This window comes from Edaphobacter sp., from assembly GCF_028283685.1.
In the GTDB taxonomy this organism is placed as follows: domain Bacteria; phylum Acidobacteriota; class Terriglobia; order Terriglobales; family Acidobacteriaceae; genus Edaphobacter.
In genome coordinates this window covers 285,714-303,455 of the sequence record NZ_JAPWKF010000007.1, presented here as the reverse complement: position 1 = coordinate 303,455, position 17,742 = coordinate 285,714, and the positions used below count along the sequence as shown (strand labels likewise).

Annotated in this window: 13 protein-coding genes and 1 tRNA gene; 7 read left to right on the top strand and 7 right to left on the bottom strand. The window is 57.7% G+C overall.

Going from position 1 to position 17,742, the window contains the following annotated elements; translation table 11 throughout:
- The first annotated feature begins 33 nt into the window (after nucleotides 1-33).
- Nucleotides 34-1,014: an N-acetyltransferase gene (locus tag PW789_RS12060; RefSeq protein WP_299376538.1), complete on the top strand. Its 981-nt coding sequence runs from the start codon at nucleotides 34-36 to the stop codon at nucleotides 1,012-1,014.
- A 73-nt stretch (nucleotides 1,015-1,087) separates the two neighbouring features.
- Here the strand turns inward: PW789_RS12060 and PW789_RS12055 are convergent, their stop codons facing one another.
- Genes PW789_RS12055 through PW789_RS12045 form a run of 3 tightly spaced genes read right to left on the bottom strand, consistent with a single transcriptional unit; the run spans nucleotide 1,088 to nucleotide 4,783 of the window.
- Nucleotides 1,088-1,750, bottom strand: coding sequence for a hypothetical protein (locus PW789_RS12055; RefSeq protein WP_299376536.1), 663 nt, complete (start codon nucleotides 1,748-1,750; stop codon nucleotides 1,088-1,090).
- 43 nt (nucleotides 1,751-1,793) lie between these two features.
- Entirely contained in the window at nucleotides 1,794-3,119 is a 1,326-nt protein-coding gene (locus tag PW789_RS12050; RefSeq protein WP_299376534.1) for a nodulation protein NfeD, read from the bottom strand.
- Complete coding sequence (locus tag PW789_RS12045; protein ID WP_299376531.1) at nucleotides 3,116-4,783, bottom strand: tetratricopeptide repeat protein; 1,668 nt, start codon at nucleotides 4,781-4,783, stop codon at nucleotides 3,116-3,118. The genes PW789_RS12050 and PW789_RS12045 overlap by 4 nt, the downstream gene beginning before the upstream one ends.
- A 143-nt stretch (nucleotides 4,784-4,926) precedes the next feature.
- Here PW789_RS12045 and PW789_RS12040 point away from each other — a divergent pair, with 143 nt between their 5' ends.
- Nucleotides 4,927-6,273 carry an alkaline phosphatase family protein gene (locus tag PW789_RS12040; RefSeq protein WP_299376528.1) on the top strand — a complete coding sequence of 449 codons (1,347 nt, stop codon included), beginning with the start codon at nucleotides 4,927-4,929 and terminating at the stop codon, nucleotides 6,271-6,273.
- Between the two features lie 37 nt (nucleotides 6,274-6,310).
- On the opposite strand, the gene PW789_RS12035 is transcribed toward PW789_RS12040, so the two are convergent.
- The 4 genes from PW789_RS12035 to PW789_RS12020 all read right to left on the bottom strand — a co-directional run bounded on the left by PW789_RS12035 (nucleotide 6,311) and on the right by PW789_RS12020 (nucleotide 10,259).
- Nucleotides 6,311-7,849 (bottom strand): glycosyltransferase family 39 protein, encoded by a 1,539-nt coding sequence (locus tag PW789_RS12035; RefSeq protein ID WP_299376525.1) that lies wholly within the window; start codon nucleotides 7,847-7,849, stop codon nucleotides 6,311-6,313.
- Between the two features lie 75 nt (nucleotides 7,850-7,924).
- Nucleotides 7,925-8,233, bottom strand: coding sequence for a DUF3467 domain-containing protein (locus tag PW789_RS12030; RefSeq protein WP_299376517.1), 309 nt, complete (start codon nucleotides 8,231-8,233; stop codon nucleotides 7,925-7,927).
- A gap of 27 nt (nucleotides 8,234-8,260) precedes the next feature.
- Nucleotides 8,261-8,345 (bottom strand) — tRNA-Leu (locus PW789_RS12025).
- Between the two features lie 264 nt (nucleotides 8,346-8,609).
- Nucleotides 8,610-10,259, bottom strand: coding sequence for a DUF5597 domain-containing protein (locus PW789_RS12020; RefSeq protein ID WP_299376509.1), 1,650 nt, complete (start codon nucleotides 10,257-10,259; stop codon nucleotides 8,610-8,612).
- 710 nt (nucleotides 10,260-10,969) lie between these two features.
- Between PW789_RS12020 and PW789_RS12015 the strand changes: the two genes are divergently transcribed.
- The 5 genes from PW789_RS12015 to PW789_RS11995 all read left to right on the top strand — a co-directional run bounded on the left by PW789_RS12015 (nucleotide 10,970) and on the right by PW789_RS11995 (nucleotide 17,719).
- The gene (locus tag PW789_RS12015) at nucleotides 10,970-12,583 is read left to right on the top strand and encodes a carboxypeptidase regulatory-like domain-containing protein (protein ID WP_299376505.1); all 1,614 of its coding nucleotides are present in this window, start codon (nucleotides 10,970-10,972) and stop codon (nucleotides 12,581-12,583) included.
- Nucleotides 12,483-14,138 carry a TonB-dependent receptor gene (locus tag PW789_RS12010; protein WP_299376502.1) on the top strand — a complete coding sequence of 552 codons (1,656 nt, stop codon included), beginning with the start codon at nucleotides 12,483-12,485 and terminating at the stop codon, nucleotides 14,136-14,138. The genes PW789_RS12015 and PW789_RS12010 overlap by 101 nt, the downstream gene beginning before the upstream one ends.
- A 117-nt stretch (nucleotides 14,139-14,255) precedes the next feature.
- Nucleotides 14,256-15,122, top strand: coding sequence for a cytochrome c (locus tag PW789_RS12005; protein ID WP_299376498.1), 867 nt, complete (start codon nucleotides 14,256-14,258; stop codon nucleotides 15,120-15,122).
- Between the two features lie 30 nt (nucleotides 15,123-15,152).
- Nucleotides 15,153-16,739 (top strand): acido-empty-quinoprotein group A, encoded by a 1,587-nt coding sequence (locus tag PW789_RS12000; protein ID WP_299376495.1) that lies wholly within the window; start codon nucleotides 15,153-15,155, stop codon nucleotides 16,737-16,739.
- Nucleotides 16,736-17,719, top strand: a complete 984-nt coding sequence (locus tag PW789_RS11995; RefSeq protein ID WP_299376492.1) for a ThuA domain-containing protein — start codon at nucleotides 16,736-16,738, stop codon at nucleotides 17,717-17,719. Before PW789_RS12000 ends, PW789_RS11995 begins: the two co-directional genes overlap by 4 nt.
- Nucleotides 17,720-17,742 lie beyond the last annotated feature (23 nt).

The following is a 17,742-nucleotide window of genomic DNA, read 5'->3' as shown; positions in this document are numbered from 1 at the left end:
TACCGTTCGAGCTGAATGTCGGCGGTCGAGTCGATGACTGTCGCGACACAAATCGAAGTTCTGGATCTGCGGCATTTTTCCGCACGTCAGCTGCGTCCTCTGCTCGAGGCGGAGGCGCGGCTTTGGGAGAACCGCCTCCGCTGGGACTATCGCAGTTCGACCGAACTTCTTCTGCAATATCTCGATTCCCGCATCCTGCCAGGATTTGTCGCGCTCGATCACGGCCGCATCTGCGGCTATACCTTCTGCGTCTACGAGGGGCAAAAGGCGGTTGTCGGCGATGCCTATGCGGTGACGAAAGACGGCGCGTCAAACCTTGCTGTGACACAGCTGCTGCTGCGTCACCTGCTGGAGCTGGTCGAAAACTCGCCGAATGTCGATCGCGTTGAGTCGCAGCTGCTGCTCTACGATACCGGCGCCCTCGAAGAGGCATTTCTAGAGGCCGGTTTCATGCAGCACCTGCGGCTCTTTATGGAGTGTGATCTTGCACAGCGTCCTGCTGCGGTGGAACTGAAGGAGCTGCCGCCGGGGCTGGAAGTGGTCTCCTGGTCTTCGAGCTACTATCAGGCGGCGGCCGAGTTGATCCACGACGCCTATGCCGGCCACATCGATGCGCGCATCAACGATCAGTACTGCTCGCTGCACGGTTCGCTGCGTTTCCTGCACAATATCGTCCGTTTTCCCGGATGCGGCGTCTTCGATCCCAACCAGAGCTGGCTGCTGGTGGATCGCAACCGGAACATGCTGGCGGGAATGCTACTGTGTTCCCGGGTTGCGCCGGATGTGGCGCACATCACCCAGCTGTGCGTGCGTTCGACGGCCCGTGGACTTGGGCTTGGTCAGATGCTGCTGGCGCACTCGATGACGCAGCTCGATCGCGCGGGATTTGCCGCCATCACACTGACGGTCACGGAGTCGAATCGCCCTGCGGTCACGCTGTATGAGGCATCGGGCTTTCATGTGCGATATCGCTTCGATGCGATGGTGCTGGATCGCAGCACAAAACCAAGATAAAGGCGGGCAGAAGAAAGGCTCGCTTGACCATTGCGGCAGCGAGCCTTTCTTTTTGTTCCTGCAGCGAGCTGCTTTAGAAGCGAAGGAAGAATCCTGCTCCCGGCTCAAATGTGTGGCTCTGCTGCTGGATGGTCAGGTAGTTCTGTCCGAAGTCAGGCGCCTTGAAGAAGGTCTCGCGCATCTGAGCGCGCAGGCCGAAGTGATCTCCGAGGACGATCTTCTCCGCTCCGACGGAGTAGTAGTAGGTCATGCGAGCCTGTTCGGGAAGGCTCTGACCTCCGCCGGGTGTCGGACGAAAGGCGGTCGAGCCAAATCCAGCGGAGAAGAAGGGCTGGATGCCCGCCCACTGGTGTGGTGGATGTGCGACATAACCAATGGTGTACTCATTCGCGTTGGTCTGCGCGCCGGACGTGATGTAGCTGGAAAAGTTCTGGGTGTAACGAGCGTACCCATAGTTGAACTCCCCGCCGATCCAGGGTGACTTGGTGTAGCGGATCTGAATCAGGGCGCCGACCGTGTTGGAGGTCTTCTGGTCCAGGGTGACACCGAGGTAGTTCGTTCCCGAAACATCCTTGGTGAAGGAGCCAAAGCCGCCAACGCCGAAGTCGATGCGAGAGAGCTGCCGGTTGAGCGCTGTGTTATTGGACGCCTGGGCGCGCAGAGATGGGACCGCAAGTGCGGCGAACAGGCAAAAAGCGAGGCTCCGGACAATGCCGGGGCGGGTTGCAGTCAACATCAGCGAAGAGCTCCCTCAATACGAAAGATCGTGCCTCTCCAGTTTACTTGAATGGCTGGTTTCCGGGGCGGCTGACGACCTCGACCAGAAGGGTCAAACCGTCGACGGAACGGACGACGACAGATTCCCCTGGTGATGGATGGGGGGGATCTCCCGGGAAGCGGGCCTGCCATATCTCTCCGCGGACCTCGACCTGACCGATGGGAGCCAACGGGGTGCGGACTTCGGCGATGACGCCGATCAGGGCTTCCGGGCCGGTGAGAATCTTGTTGCGCCGGGCTCGAAGGGCGATGAAGGCGAGTCCGAAGGTGATGATGGCAAAGGCCATTCCGAGGGCGATCGCCGTGGTGAGGTGGACGCGCTGCTCGGGAATGGGGCCATCGACAAGGGTGGCAAGGCCGAAGATCAGGGCGACGGTGCCAGCTAATCCCAGAACGCCATGCGAGGCGAACTTTGCCTCGAGCACGAGGAGGACGATCGCAGCCAGCAAAAGGAAGACTGCGGTGTAGTGAATGGGAAGCAGGTTGAGGCCGAAGAGAGCGAGCACAACCAATAACGTCCCTACGGCTCCAGGGACGACCGTTCCGGGGACGTTGAACTCGAGATAGATCAGCAGCGCGCCGAGGATGAGCGTGACGACGGCGAGGTCTGGGTTGGCGAGCCGTCCCAGGATGCGCTCCCTTAGAGAGTGAGGGAAGAGGACGACGGGCGCGCCGGCAAGGTGCAGAGTGACTGGTGAGCCATCGAAGCGCTGAATGGTGCGCCCGTCCAGCTGGCGTAGAAGATCGTCGTCGGAGAAGGCCGTGAGATCTGTGAGATGCAGATGCAGGGCCTCTTCGTCGCTGTACGACTTTGAGTTGCGGACGGCGTCTTCAGCAGCGTCGGCGTTTCTTCCGCGTCGCGTTACGTAGGAGCGGAGGAAGGCCGCGGCGTCGTTCTCTATCTTCTGCTTGAGGATGGGATCGGGCTGTCCGCCAAGAGTGACAGGGTGCGCAGCCCCGGCGTTGGTTCCAGGAGCCATTGCTGCGATGTCGCCGGACTCGAGGATGAAAAATCCAGCGGAGCCGGCGCGGCTGCCGGTGGGCGAGATGTAGACGATGACGGGGATGGCGGATTGCTCGATCGCCTGGACGATCAGGCGCGTGGAGTCGAGCAGGCCTCCCGGGGTACCCAGCGAGAGAAGGACCGCGGATGAACGGCGGCGCTTCGCCTCCTCCAGTCCGCGTTCGATGTAGCCCGCAGAGATAGGCTGGATCGTATCGTGAACAGATAGCTTGATGACTGGCGCGGGCTGCGCGCAGGCGATGACTGGAAGGATCCCCAATGCGAAGAGGAAGAGAAGCCAGCGCACTGGAGACGAAGCTGTCATGGCAGACTCTGACCGCGTGACGCCAACGCCTGCTTCATGCCGAGCGCGGCGGTGTTCCTGGGATCGAGCTTGAGTGCCTGTGCGATGTTGCTGGCGCAGGACTGATTCTGGTTGTCGTGCAGATCGAGCCGGGCAAGGACGAGGTAGGCCCTGGGATTGGGATGGAGCTGCAGGGAGGCCTGCGCCTCGCTGCGTGCGGCGATACGATCACCGCTCTGCTCGCGCACCTCTGCGATGCCTGCACGGGCCTCTGCGCTTGAGCCGTTGATGCCGAGCGCGCTCTGGAACTGCTGCTCGGCCTCGGGAACGAGGCCCTGGGCAAGATAATCACGGCCAAGCTGAACGTACTGTGCCACCTGTTCGGAGGAAGGAAGAGTGGCCATGCGTGCGGCGCGCATCTGATCGAGCTGGAAGGCGGCCTGGCGGAAGGAGGCCTCCGAGTAGGTACGACGAATCCGTTCCACGGGCTCGAAGGTACTCGGTCTGGTTGTGGCGACTGCAGGAGCTGTAGTGGTATGGGCGTCGGCCGGGAGAATCTGTTCCGGCGGGCGACCAGCCGCGATCAGTGACTTCAGTTGAGGCGCCTCGGTGTCTTTAGGACGCAGATGCATCACCTGGTCTGCCTCGGACTGCGCGCGGGCGTAGTCGCCATGGCGGGCGAGGGAGACAGCGAGGTTGTAGTGAAAATCGGCATCGTTGGGATCGGCCGCGACCACACGCTCAAACAATGCAATCGCATTATGACCCTGACGGCTGGAGGCAACGGCTTCGTTGTTGATGACCTCGGGGAGAGGGAGCCGAGTGGCGACAAAGGCGAATGCTTTCTCGGCATCAGCGTAACGGCCGGAGTTGAATTGGGCGAGACCAAGATAGAAGTTCGCCTCGAGGGCGCGGCGGTCCGAACGCGGAACGCGGCCGAGGGTTGCCGCAGCCTGATCGAAGTCGCGTTCTGTAAACTGTGCCTTGCCCAGGGCAAGAAGTGCCGCGGTATAGCCGGGAGACAGTTGAACAGCGACCTTCAGACGCTGGACGCGCTCCTGCGGCGTGGAGGCGGAGATGCCGCGGATATAGCTTTCGAACGCGCTGAGGCTGACCTGGCCGGAGGCGGCAAGGAAGGTTTGTTGCGCCACGTTGAACTTCGGATCGATCTGCCGAGCGATCTTCCATGCAAGGTCGTTCTGTACGTCGAAGAGGCGGACCAGCATGTTGGAGTCCTCGATCGGCGTCGACATGCTCAGATGATTCACCTCGACGATCTGCGCCTGTGCGGTGATGTGGCCCTGGCTGACGTTGTAGCTTCCGATGATGACGTAGCTGGCATCGAGCGTCTGCGCGATGCGAATGGTGGTGGCACGCGTTGGCCGGAAGTCAGTCGGAAGACCGAGATGGTCGAGGGCATACTTGCGATCGTCGCTGGAGATGGTGAGGAAGCCGGAGGAGTTGAGCCTCTGGTTGAGCGTGTCGGGAAAGGACTCGCCGATCCAGCTGAGGTCGGCCTGGCCGGAGTGGTTCTCGAAGGGAAGCACAAGAACCACGCGGCCGTTGAGCTCACTTGTGTCGCTGGCCTGCAGCGGTGCAGCCTGCGAGACACCGCAGGCGATCAGCAGAAGAAAGAGGAGCGAGAGGCTGCGCTGTCCGAGGCGGGATGAAGAGAACCGTAGCACAGGTTGAGTATAGAAGGTGAATGCAGCCTCCGTCGTTGGAATAGCCTCAATTCACGCAGGTTTGCACTGAGACTGATAAGCTTCTGACGCGGGATCTGCTGCGGTGCGCACTCCCGATCACGAAGCATAGGAGATGAAACAGGATGATACGAGGGATAGGTGTGGCCGCGTGCGTGGCTTCGATCTTTCTGGCGGGGAGCCAGGCAGCGATGGAGGCGCAACAGGCGGGCGCAGCGAAGCACAAGGTGGTCGTTATCAGCCTGGATGCCTTTGGCGCGGAGAGCCTGCACGATCCACATCTTCCAGCTCCAACGCTGCACGCCCTGATGCACTCGGGTTCTTATGCGACGGCGATGCGCCCCATCAATCCGACGGTCACATGGCCGAATCACACGGCCATGATCACAGGCGTCAATGCGAGCCGGCATCATGTGGTCGTGAATGGCCTGATCGTGAATCAGCGTACGGACACGGCCCCGAAGATCGAGCCGCACACTCCAAAATCCGAGCTTGTCGCTGTGCCGACCGTCTACGACGCTGCGCACCAGGCAGGCTTGACGACAGCGGAGGTTGACTGGGTGGCGATCGAAAAGGCTGACGGCATCACGTGGCGCTTCACCGAGTATGGCGACCCGGATGGGCCGATCGGACAAGACCTGGTGGAGAAGGGAGATCTGACCCACGACGATCTGACCCACTTCGGAAAGCCGTCGCAGTCATGGCGTGATCGTATCTATACGCTTGCGGCGACGGACATCATCAGGAAGCATCATCCGGACCTCATGCTTCTTCACCTGCTGGCGCTCGACAGCATCGAGCATCAGACGGGCTTCGGCAATAACTCCGACATCAACACGATTGCCTTCCTCGACGATCGGGTTCGCGACGTGATCGAGGCAGTTCGCGAGGCGGGCGATCTACCCAACACCACGTTCCTCGTCGTCTCCGATCATGGCCAGATGAGCGTGCATCATCATCTGGATGCGAATGCTCTGCTGAAGCAGGCGAAGATGCAGGGAAGCGTGGCCACCAATCCGACCTTTGCCATTCCGGAGGGCGGTTACACGCTGATCTACCAGAAGCATGCGACACCGGCATCAACGGCAGAGCTGAAGGCGCTCTTTCAGGGCAAGCCCGGAGTGCGAGAGGCACTGACGCCGGCGGAGGCCGCGAAGGTGGGCTGGCCCACGCCTGCTGAGACCAACCAGGCTCCCGATCTGCTGGTGTATGCCGAGAATGGATTTGCGTTTTCGGGCAACAGCTCCGGTGAATTTGTCACCGACACGAAGGAGACCGGAGCGCACGGGTATCCGAATACGGAGCCGCTGATGAAGGAGATCTTTATCGCGTCCGGCGCAGGCATCGCCAGCAAGGGAGAGATCCCGGAGTTCGACAACATTGACGTGGCGCCGACGATTGCGCGACTGCTTGGGGTCACGCTGACGAACGTGGATGGCAAGGCGCTTGAGGCGATCCTGAGTGGGCGGTAAGCAGCGCGTAGCTCAGGCTGCGCAATGAAGCCAATCGTTACGGGGTAGGCTGCCGCAGTGAAGCGTCGACTGCGCGCGGGAAGCGCAGCACGGCGGCCCACTCTCCTTTGCGATGCGCCTGCCATACGATGTCGCCGTGGAGCATGGTGGCTGCCTCGCCGGGCGAGAGGTCGTGGTGGAAGTCGAAGTACTTGGCATCAGCTTCCCGATGTCCGCGTGCCAGGTCGAGCTTGCCAGGCGGGGGCTCCCACTTGGTGGAGAAGATCAACGCGGTGTCGTAGGCTCCTGGGTCCTGCGCCGCCTGGGCGATCTGGCCGTAGGCGAAGTTTTCGAGCTTGACGACCTTGAGCGGCTGGCGGATATAGCCAAGCTCCGGCCGCGTCATCTCGGCCGTTGCGGGCCACGCGGAGAGCACCGTCGCCTGCGGGTAGCGCTTGGCGATCAACGAGATTGCCTGCTGATGCAGCACGATCATGTCGCGGTAGGTGAGGTTATCCTCTGGCGCAAAGGCATACGGGGGGTTGATCCAGATCGCTGCCAGGAAGGCAGCCGCGCTGATCGCCGCCAGTGGCCACCACTGCTTAACGTGGCGTTGCCATGTGGCAACACATAGCAGCAGGATCAGTGGGAACATCGGCAGAAGATAGCGTGTCAGCAGGGCCCCGCCAAGCACGGAGAACGCAGCCCAGTTGGCGATCAAAATTGTTGCTATGGCTGCGATGGTGCTTCGCGCAAGAGGCTTTGGTGACTCGTCAGAGGCAGGAGTGAAGCTGACAGCGATGGCGCATCCCACCGGCACGAACATATTCATGTGCGTCGCAAGATGCAGCAGCCTGTGCCATAGCGACAGCAGGATTCGATGCACACCGAGGTTTGCCGTGGCGTTGTAGCGCAGATACTCAGGGTTACCGAAGGTGAAGCCTGTCTGGTGATGGTGATAGGCGTACCAGGCGATCAGCGGCAGCAGAGGGGACAGGAACGAGACCGCCCACAGCAGATGCATCCTGCGTAGCGACGGCTTTGAAGAGAAGCGCCAGGCGCGTAGTGCTTCAAGTGCCGCCAACGCAAGCGGGGTAACGATTGCTGTCTCTTTGGAGAGCGCGGCGAAAGAGAATAAGGCCGAGGTGACGATCTGGTTGTCGGAGTCAGGCTCGAGGTAGAGGGCTAGTCCCCAGAGGGTGAAGGCTGCAGCAAAGATGTCGGCGTGTGCCAATGTGCTCTGCGCAAACCAAACCGGGTAGATGGCGGTGAGCAGCGTGACGGTGATGGCTGCGGGGACATTGAGCAGGGAGCGCACGAGGCGAAAGACTGCAAGCAGCGCTGCGGCGGCGATCATAACGATAAGGGTGCGCGTGCCGCTGATGACGAATCCCGAGAGATGCCACCAGGAGGCCAGCAGGATGGAAGGCAACGGAGGATGCGCGTTGGTCAGCGTGGTCTGCGGGATCAAAGAGCCGGTGCGGAAGAAGTCCCATGCCGCCGGGATGTAGTAGCCGGCCTCATCCCAGAAGTAGGGAAGTCGCAGTAGCGTGATATGGGAGAGATAGACGAGCGCAAAGAACAGCGGATAGAGCATCCCCAAGGGGAGATCTGCCGGGCGTCGGCTGCTGGGAGAGGGTCTCACGCTTGTCCGGAGTTCTGTAATGAGAGATTAGTGAACGGGGCCGCCGGGCTGAGGCAGGTGCTGATTTAGTTCGATTGTGCCAAAGGTCTGCTCGTACTGTTCGAGGTTGGTGCCGAGAATGCTATGCAGTGCCTTGGCCTGCTGCGGGCTCAGATAGATTCCCTGGAAGTTCTTGACGTTCAACTCTTCGGGCTGCTCCTGCGACATGGTGCCGAAGACCAGCAGAAAGTCCCACACGGACATGCGAACCTGAACGCTGTTTGCGTATCCTTCGCGATAGTCGGGGGTAGAGATGAGGTTGACCTTGGTCTCGGGCGTCGTCTTTGGCTGGCTCATAGGTTCACTTTACAGAGAGGAAGAGGTTGGTGCGAAAGGGGGGACTTGAACCCCCACGGATTACTCCGCCAGATCCTAAGTCTGGTGCGTCTGCCAATTTCGCCACTTTCGCATTAGCTTCATACTTATTTTATATCAATGACTTGCGGCGGTTTAGAGCCATTCATCTTTTCCTGGCTTAAGTGCCGGTCGCCGATTCAGTCACCAACCTCTCCACGCCATTCCTATTGTGATCGGGGAGAGACGGGCATACCGCATCGTTATCTTTATTGTCGCATGCCCCATGAGGTGGAAAATGGTGCATCTGTCCACGTCTAGACCGCTGACAAAGTTGTGTCGGTTGCAGTGCCAGGTGTATGCATCTAGTCGGGCAGCGTCAAAATGATCCCAGTCGAATGTGAACTACGGTATCGGCACTGCGATGAAAATTAAGACCACGGTCCGTCTGGTCTCCATTCCAGAGCCGCAAAGGCTTCCATTGGCCATTTTCGTAATGCCCTTCTTCCGCGCTGAGAATCTGCATGCGAATGCCAGGCAGGTGGCCGGCGGTATGAAAGGCGACGCTTGCTTCGATACCGGTTACAAGGAATTCGTCTGGCCCCAACTGTGCCACCAGGGCGCGGCCGGAAGAGTCGGACGTGCCTGGCGCGTGTCGACCGTCGTGCTGAGGAAACCCAAAGCGCACCGATGCCTTCCATGTTCCGAAATCCAGTTCCTGTTCCGCTTGTCCAGGCAGTTCAATGGCAGTCTTGAGCGCTCCGTCGTAGTTCAAGCGGGCAAGTTCGGAGCTCATGGGACTGAGCAGCGTGTAGTTTCTCGTGTGAGCCTTTGGATCTTCTCCTTTCTGAAAGGTCCATCCCGTCTCATCCACGCCGAATGGTGAAAAGCCGATGGCTCCATGACCAAGGGCCAGAAATAGATAAGGAGCATAGCGATCCCCGTTACCGGTCTCTGGAATCCAGAGTGCATTATCGGGCCGTGCATATGTTTCAAGGATGGATGTGTAGAACGCAGTGTCGTCGGAATAGATGTCCGGGCCGATGATGTCAATTGAGGGGGCCAGCGCTTTCCAGAGGGGAAGCATGAACTGGGTCGGGCCACCTGAGGGATATTGGATTCCGGGATTACGCACCTGGCGCTCGGGCAGCTCTGCGATCGGATACGACAGCCAGACATTGCAGTACATCGGGATATTGAATTTAGCCTTGCCTGCCGTGGCAATTTCGTTGAGATATTTTGACTGGTGATACGCCTGGAAGGCTTCGTCGGCGTCAGCTCCAAAGGCTTCATTCCATGTGCCGGCATGGAGGTGCAAAGCGCGTACAAGCTCGGCCGGTACCTGGCCTGCGATCTCTCGATTCGATGCAGCAGAGTAATCGCGGGCAGCGCCGACGATGCCTGACTCATTCTCTACCTGCACCATAATGACCGTGTGATCTTTGCTGTCAATCTCCGCGAGATGATTCATCAGCGCTTCGAAGGCATGCTTGTCCGCTTCCAGATTGTTGCGGGACTGCGCGGATAATACGTCGATCGGTTCGCCATTGCGATTCATCACGCGTGGATATCTGGCTGGATCGGTCTTCACCCATTGCGGCACGTAGTGCATGTTTCCGTTTTTCCATGTGCCGAACCAGAGGATTACTAGATGCATTCCATGCTGCCGGCTGCCCTGAACGAGCATGTCGACGGAAGAGAAGTCGAAGTGATTCGGTTGCGGCTCCATCTGTTCCCAATAGATTGGCGCTTCGATGGTGTTTGCATGCATCCGTTCCAGTGAGGGCCACACTTCCGGCATCGTTGAAGGCCAGGTACTGGAATTGTTGATCTGTGCTCCGAGGACAAGGAATGGCTTACCGTCGACGATCAGTGCATGACGGCCGTTGTGTTCCGCGATATGAGGGGCACTGTCTGTCTGTCCGTGGACAGTCATGGCAGAGCATGCGGTTGTGAGGCAGAGCATCATGCGCAGCCAGCGCTTTAAAGTCGTGTTGGTTGAAACCCCTATCATCGTCATTGTCTCCATCGTTGAATCCCCAAAATACTAGGCACCATGTCTGTGTGCCTTCGAGTGTTGTCTCCTCAATCAGAAAATGGCGGCTGTCCATGAGCATGGGCGGGAGAGGAGCAGCGTGGGATGCGCAAGTTTACAGGCAACAGGTTGGCGAAAAAAAGTGCAGCCGCAGGGTATCACTTCGGATCGTACTTTCGTTTGATACGGCGACGCCAGACGGTCGCCTTTTGCTACGAGCTGCCAGAGTTGGGAGTTCAGGGAGAACTAACTCAGTCTGCGGCGCAGGTGATCTGTCTGCCGCGCCGGTTCTGACGGTGAGGAAGTTGCCATACGCTGGTGTGTTACTCAGAGTGAAGAGAATCCGACAAGCAACGCCGGAACAACTGGTGTCTTTTGATATGACTGCAAGTGATGATTTAGTTCACAGCAATAACAAATAAAGATGCGAGCTTATTGATTGCGATGAAAAGCCATCATTTGCTATGGATTTGATAGACGTCCCCAAAAAATCTTCATCATTGTTCTTGACACCAGTCCTCGCCAATCCTATATAGTTTCCGTCGCGTAAAAAGTCCCCCCTGAAGGACCGGGTTATGTGACGTGACCAGAGGCGGACGCGAGGGAATTCTGCCAAATTTCGTTTGGCAGACGTTGTGGCATTTCTGGAGGCTGTTATGTTTCGTGCTGTTCTCGTTAGTCTTATGTTGGCCAGTATCACTACCATGACCCTCGCTCAGACGGTCGAAAGCCAGCAGATCACAGGTACGGTTACCGACTCGACTGGTGCATTGATTGCGGGTGCTCAAATCGTGGTCGCCAATACGGCAACTGGCCTCAGCAGGACTGTGACAAGCAATCAAGATGGTATTTATAACGCCCTGAATATTCCGGTAGGCACGTACACGATAACGACGACGATGCAGGGATTCAAAAAGTCTGTGATTACAGGCGTTAACGTAGACGTGGGTGCAAAGCCGGCGGTCCTTATTGCTCTCGCGGTGGGGTTGGTCGACGAATCGGTGGAAGTCAAAGCTGACACCATGCAGATTCAGACGACCAGCGCCGAGATCGGCGCTGTCATTACCAGTCAGCAGGCAACGCAAATTCAGTTGAATGGCCGAAATTACATTCAACTGCTCACGCTTCAGCCTGGTGTTTCGCAAACGGTTGCCAGTGGCTTCAACATCTTCGGTACCTATGGGGCGAACGGCAATTCGCAATCGGTCAATGGCATACGCACCGACTCCGCGAACTTTTTTATCGATGGCGTCGACAACAAGGATAACGGTGGAGGGGGCAACAACTTCGTCAATATCTCCCCCGATGCGCTGCAGCAGTTTCGCAACGTGGCTTCCAGCTATGATGCCAGCTACGGTGGCACCTCCGGCGCGACCGTCTCTGTTGCGGTCCGCAGCGGCGGCAAGGACTTCCACGGCGTTGCGTATGAGTATTTCCGCAATGACGCTATCCAGGCATATCAGTTCATTCCCATCGGCGGCGCGGTGGTCAAACCCCCACTGCGCTATAACAACTTCGGCTATACAGTTGGCGGGCCACTTTATATTCCAGGCCATTTCAATACCCGGAAGGACAAGCTATTTTTCTTCTGGGCACAGGACTTCAAGCGTGTTCGTACTTCAAGTATCGGCAGCTATAGCGTCCCGACTCCAGCAGCGCTTGCTACTGCCCTGGCTGGCCCTACGACAGCGACAGGCCGAGCGCTTGCAGCCACGCTGCTTACCTCTCCGACCGGCAACTTCAGCTACCTGAATGAGAATCCTTCGAATCAGCAGGAGTACCTCGTCAAGGTGGACTACAACCTGAACGAGAAAAATCAGATCAATGGGCATTTTGTTCATGACGCTTATACCAATGTTGGCAACCCGACAAACTTCATCATCTTCCAGCGTCGTCTGCCTGGCTTGACGGCTTCCGTCCAGTGGACGCATACGTTCAACTCGAAGACGGTGAACACGATTGTCAGCTCTTATTCCGGCAATATCATCTACGAGACAGATGGCATCGGGGCCAACCCACAGTTCAACAAGTCAGTGCTGCGCTCGGACTATGGACTGAATTATGCAACGCTTTACAACGCGTCGACGTATATTCCGCAGATTGCGATCACGGGCTACACGCTTCCATCAACAACTCCTCTGGCATTCAACAACTATCAACGCATCTACGCAGGCAAAGACGATTTCTCGCGCATTCTAGGGGAATCACGCTGTCAAAATGGGTGCCTATGTGTGGCGCGGTCGCAAGAACCAGACTGCTCCACCCGCACTGAATGGCCAGTTCACCTTTCCAAGCCTGGCTTCGCTTGTCCAGGGTAACTTCTCGCAATACACGGAAGGCAGCAATACGCCACAGGTTCAGGCGCGTTTCACTCAGGCTGAGTTTTATGTGCAGGACGACTGGACTGTGGCACGAAATCTCACCCTCAACATGGGATTGCGCTGGCAGTACATGCAGCCCATCTATAGCTGGGCTAACAATGCTTCGGGCTTCAATCCCGGCTATTACGATTCATCGAAGGCGGCGACCATTAGTCCGACCTCCGGCCTGATCACCAGCGCACCCTCGCCCTATAACGGCATTGTGCTCCCCGGCAGTGGCTTTCCGTCAAAGGCCGCATCGGTCGTTCCTGCCTCGGTCCTCAACAATCCGCAGGTTCAGGCGCTCTTTCACAACCTTCCGCTTGGGCTCGTGAATACGAAGTTCGATACATTCGCTCCTCGCGTTGGCTTCGCTTGGGACATCAGCGGTAAGCAGGAAACGGTATTACGCGGTGGCTATGGCATGTCGTATGAGCGCGTAGAGGGAAACTATTACTACAACGCCGTATCGCAGGTTCCTTTTACCGCTGTGGCCAACCTCAGCACGGCAGGCAACGCTGACTCACTGGGTAGCGTTGGTACGTCGGCGGCTCCGCAAAACATCACCAATACGCCTGATCCGAACCTTGCTCCGCCGCGCATTCACAACTACAGCATCGGCATCCAGCATCGCTTCACCAGCAACATGGTGTTTGAGCTGAACTACGTCGGCTCACACGCGGGAAACCTGACCTACCGGAAGAATCTCAATCAGGCTGCAGCCGGTACAGAGCAGGTGAATCCTGGTGTAGCTCGCAACGCGCTGAGGCCTTACAAGGGCTATGGAGAGATCTATCAGTACACCAACGGCGCGACGGCTAACTACAACTCGCTCCAATCGCGCCTGCAGATGAACTTTCAGCAGGGCGGTATTATCAATTTTTCCTATACCTGGTCCAAGGCTCTCACTGAGGGTTCTACGTTCGACTATCAGCCACAGAACAGCTTCAATCTCGGAGCAGACTACGGGCCGGCAAACTACAGCCAGCCGCAGATTTTCGTGGCGAGCTACGTTTACCCGCTTCCTTTTTGGCTCCATGACACAGGGTGGTACAAGAGGGTGCTCAGCGGCTGGCAGGTATCGGGAGTCACGCGCATCTCCAGCGGTCTGCCGATCAACGTCACGCAGCCGACCGGCATCTCGACCGCTGGCAACCTTGTGACGACGAGCAATGTCGCACAGCGTATGAACATCGTGGGCAGCCCTTATGCGCATGGAGGCAAGCAGTATCTAGCCGCGACAGCGTTTGCGACGCCTGCAGCAGGGACCTACGGAAATCTTGGCTACGACGCCATCAAGGGACCACTGTTCAACAACTGGGATGCGGCTTTGCAGAAGAACATTCCCATCCACGAGTCGATTGGACTGGAGTTCCGTGCCGAGATGTTCAACGTCCCCAATCACCTTTCGTTGTTCACGATCGCCGCTGTCTCGGGAAGCTCGAATTTTGGTCAGGCGACGGCCGCGACCGATCCTCGCACGATGGAGTTCGTACTTCGTGTTCACTTCTAAAAGACAAACCTTAGCAGGCAGGTTCATCCACAAAACATGGACCTGCCTGCTCATTTCTTTGCAGATCGTGGAATAGTAGCAAATGTATCCAGCGCGTCACGCCCAAGATCAAGAGTGATGAACCCGATGAAAATTCTGCTGAAGAGCGCCATCGTAGTGACGTCCATGGCTGTGCTTGTCGTCCCGCCGATTCGAGAAGCCGCTGCACAATCAGGTAACAATCGTCCAGCCAGTCCAGCCAGCCGCCCTAGCTTTTCAGTCGGGAAGCAGGCGTCTTTGCCGGAGCACGCAAAGTTTGCGCCCGAGCAGATTAAAGATGGTTCTGCTCTCTTCACTCAGAACTGTGCATTCTGCCATGGTAAAGATGCGGGCGGTGGTGAGAGTGGACCTGACCTTACCCGGTCAAAGCTTGTAAGTGCGGACAAGAACGGCGAAGGCATCGGACAGGTAATCCGCCATGGCCGTATGGAGAAGGGGATGCCTTCGTTCGGAAGCCTCTCGGACAATGACGTGGTTGCTCTTGTTGCATTTGTACATGCTCAACAAGATGCGGCGATGTCTCAGACGGGAACCCGCAAAGGAGTTGAGGAGTCGGACCTGCAGACGGGCAATGCACAGGCTGGTAAACAATATTTTCAAGGAACGGGGGGCTGTGCCAGTTGTCATTCCCCGACCGGCGATCTTGCCGGAGTCGCCACGCGCTATACGGGCTTGAAGCTGCTGGAGCAGATGCTTTATCCCAAAGAGGTAAAGGCGAAGGTGAAAGTAACAACCCGGAGCGGTCAGACCTTCAACGGAGTGCTGGAGTATCGGGATGAGTTCACTATCGGTCTGCGTGATAGTTCCGGCTTATACCGATCCTGGCCGACTGCGGCGATCAAGTTTGACATCGATGATCCTGTCGAGAAGCACGTGGACATCATGAGCAGGTACACCGACGACGATATGCACAATGTGCTCGCCTACCTTCAGACGATGAAGTAACTGGGTCGAATGATGCAAAGGATTCTCTTTATGCACCGCTATAAAAGTCTCGCCTCCATCTCTCTGGCTATGTTGTTTTCGGCGTTGGTACCTGGTGCTGCTGTAGCACAGCAGGTCGATGCCAATATGTTGTTACATCCTCCTGCTGATAGCTGGCCGATCTATCACGGCGATTACTCTGGACGGCGGAACACAGCTTTAGTGGAGATCAATCAGAGAAACGTCTCGGGTATGACGTTGGCGTGGACCTTTCAGGCCCAGTCATCGCAGACGATCAAGTCGAGTCCCATTCTCGTGGATGGCATCCTCTACTTCACCCTTCCGGACAATATTTACGCTATCGATGCACGCAGCGGACACCAGCTATGGCACTATACAGCGCCGCCTAACCATGCGTTTCATATCGGCCAGCGTGGCGTCTCGATCCTGAAGGACAAGATCTATTACATGTCGACCGATGCCCATGCGCTGTGTCTCGATGCGAAGACCGGGAAGGTGCTCTGGGATGTTGTCGTCGGCGATTCAAATGCCGGTAACTGGTCGACGATGCCACCTCTGATCGTCAACAACCATGTGGTGGTTGGTATCTCCGGTGACTTCGACAATCTTCAGGGCTTTATCCGATCACTTGATCCTGAGACCGGGGCGACGCAGTGGACCTGGTACGCGACGTTGCCGGTCGGCACACCCAAGATGACAACCGGCGGCAATGTCTGGATGATGGGGACATACGATCCTGAACAAAACCTGATGTTCTGGGGGACAGGGAATCCGACGCCGGTGCTCAACGGCAAGCCGCGTCCCGGCGATAACCTCTACACGTGCAGCATCGTAGCGCTAAATCCCGAGACAGGTAAGCTTGCCTGGGCCTTTCAGCCGTCTCCCCACGATACGCACGATTGGGATGCAGTAGAGACTCCGGTGCTCGCCGATGTGGATTTCAAAGGCGTCAAGCACAAGGTGCTGATGCAGGCCTCACGCAACGGTTACTTCTTTGTCGTGGATCGCACCACGGGCAAGGCCCTTATCACGGAGCCATTCGGTCCAGTCAACTGGACACTTGGAGTTGATAAGGATGGTCGCCCTATTCCGAATCCGGCAAAGGAGCCTGCTCCCGATGGCCGTCTCATCGCGCCGGACGAGGGAGGGATGACGAACTACCGTGCACCGAGCTTTGATCCGAAGACCGGACTGTTCATCGTCAGTGCATCGCCCAGCTACAGCGTCTACTTTGCCAAGCCCGCAGATGGTACCTATGGTTGGGCGGGCGCGGATTACGGCGTCTGGAACAAGGGTGTGCTCGAGGCGATCGACTATCGGACCGGCAAGATCCGGTGGGAGCATGACCTGGGACGCCGCGCCGGATCAGGCGTTCTGACAACTGCGTCAGGGCTCACCTTCAGCGGGGACGGCGAAGGGAACTTCCTTGGACTCGAGACAGCAACGGGCCGCACGCTCTGGCATGCAGGTACGGGAGCGAACATCGCTTCTTCGCCGATCAGCTATCAGCTCGATGGCCACCAAGTCATACTAATGAGTAGCGGCAGTGTTCTTTATGCATTTCGCCTGCCGGAGCAAATCGGAGTAGCAACGAAGAAACCGCGAGGCATGAAATGAAGAGATGCACACTAGCGATTGCCACTCTGGCGCTCTGTCTCCAGGCAACGACAAGCTGGGCAGCAGCGCACATTCGCGTGCTGATCGTCGACGGTGAGAGCGCTGCGGCTTATCACAATTGGAAGGCTACGACGCCCGTGCTGAAGAAGGAGCTTGAAGACGCCGGCATCTTCGACGTGGACGTGATGACTGCGCCCCCCGCTGGTGATGATTTCAGCGCGTTCCACCCTGAATGGAAGAAGTACGGTGTCATCGTCATGAACTACGACGCCCCTGACGAACGATGGTCTGCTGCGTTGAAACAGAGCTTTGAGGAGTACATGAAAGGTGGCGGCGGGCTCGTTACTGTGCATGCCGCGGATAATGCCTTCCCGCACTGGAAGGCATGGAACGAGATGATCGGGGTTGGCGGATGGCGCGGGCGTGATGAGAATGCAGGTCCGCACTGGATCTGGAAAGATGGCCATCTGGTTGCCGACAAGGCTCCCGGAAAAGCAGGTGTGCATGGCATGCGCATCCCCTATGCCGTCACCGTGCGCGATGCGAATAACCCAATTATGAAAGGTCTACCCAAGGTGTGGATGCACCAGGGGGACGAGCTTTATGCAAATCTTCGCGGCCCCGGCGGAATGACGGTGCTTGCTACGGCCTACTCCGATCCCGCAAATCACGGCACGGGATACGATGAGCCTCAGCTCATGGTGTCGCGATTCGGCAAGGGACGCGTCTTTCATATGACGATGGGGCACGATGTCTATGCTCTCAGCTCTGTAGATATTGTCGTCACGCTGCAACGTGGTGCTGAGTGGGCTGCTACCGGAAAGGTCACACAGCGTGTCCCTGCTACGTTTCCAACTGCGAACACTGTGAGCTATCGTACGGATTTTTCTGCGATGGATCCGAATGCCCCCAAGGGTTTGAATCCCCTGGACCAGGCTTTACCAGCGCGGTTGCCACGTCCGGCAGCTCAACATCAATAGTGCAGATTGACGCCGTAATGCCA

Excerpts from the sequence above, each read along its gene's own strand:
- PW789_RS12035 (WP_299376525.1), bottom strand. The coding sequence starts at position 7,849 with ATGCTCTATCCGCTGTTCTTTGCGCTCGTCTATCTCTCCCATATCACG.
- PW789_RS12040 (WP_299376528.1), top strand. The coding sequence starts at position 4,927 with ATGATACGAGGGATAGGTGTGGCCGCGTGCGTGGCTTCGATCTTTCTG.
- PW789_RS12005 (WP_299376498.1), top strand. The coding sequence starts at position 14,256 with ATGAACCCGATGAAAATTCTGCTGAAGAGCGCCATCGTAGTGACGTCC.
- PW789_RS12050 (WP_299376534.1), bottom strand. The coding sequence starts at position 3,119 with ATGACAGCTTCGTCTCCAGTGCGCTGGCTTCTCTTCCTCTTCGCATTG.
- PW789_RS11995 (WP_299376492.1), top strand. The coding sequence starts at position 16,736 with ATGAAGAGATGCACACTAGCGATTGCCACTCTGGCGCTCTGTCTCCAG.
- PW789_RS12020 (WP_299376509.1), bottom strand. The coding sequence starts at position 10,259 with ATGGAGACAATGACGATGATAGGGGTTTCAACCAACACGACTTTAAAG.
- PW789_RS12015 (WP_299376505.1), top strand. The coding sequence starts at position 10,970 with ATGACCCTCGCTCAGACGGTCGAAAGCCAGCAGATCACAGGTACGGTT.
- PW789_RS12010 (WP_299376502.1), top strand. The coding sequence starts at position 12,483 with ATGGGTGCCTATGTGTGGCGCGGTCGCAAGAACCAGACTGCTCCACCC.
- PW789_RS12060 (WP_299376538.1), top strand. The coding sequence starts at position 34 with ATGACTGTCGCGACACAAATCGAAGTTCTGGATCTGCGGCATTTTTCC.
- PW789_RS12030 (WP_299376517.1), bottom strand. The coding sequence starts at position 8,233 with ATGAGCCAGCCAAAGACGACGCCCGAGACCAAGGTCAACCTCATCTCT.
- PW789_RS12055 (WP_299376536.1), bottom strand. The coding sequence starts at position 1,750 with ATGTTGACTGCAACCCGCCCCGGCATTGTCCGGAGCCTCGCTTTTTGC.
- PW789_RS12000 (WP_299376495.1), top strand. The coding sequence starts at position 15,153 with ATGCACCGCTATAAAAGTCTCGCCTCCATCTCTCTGGCTATGTTGTTT.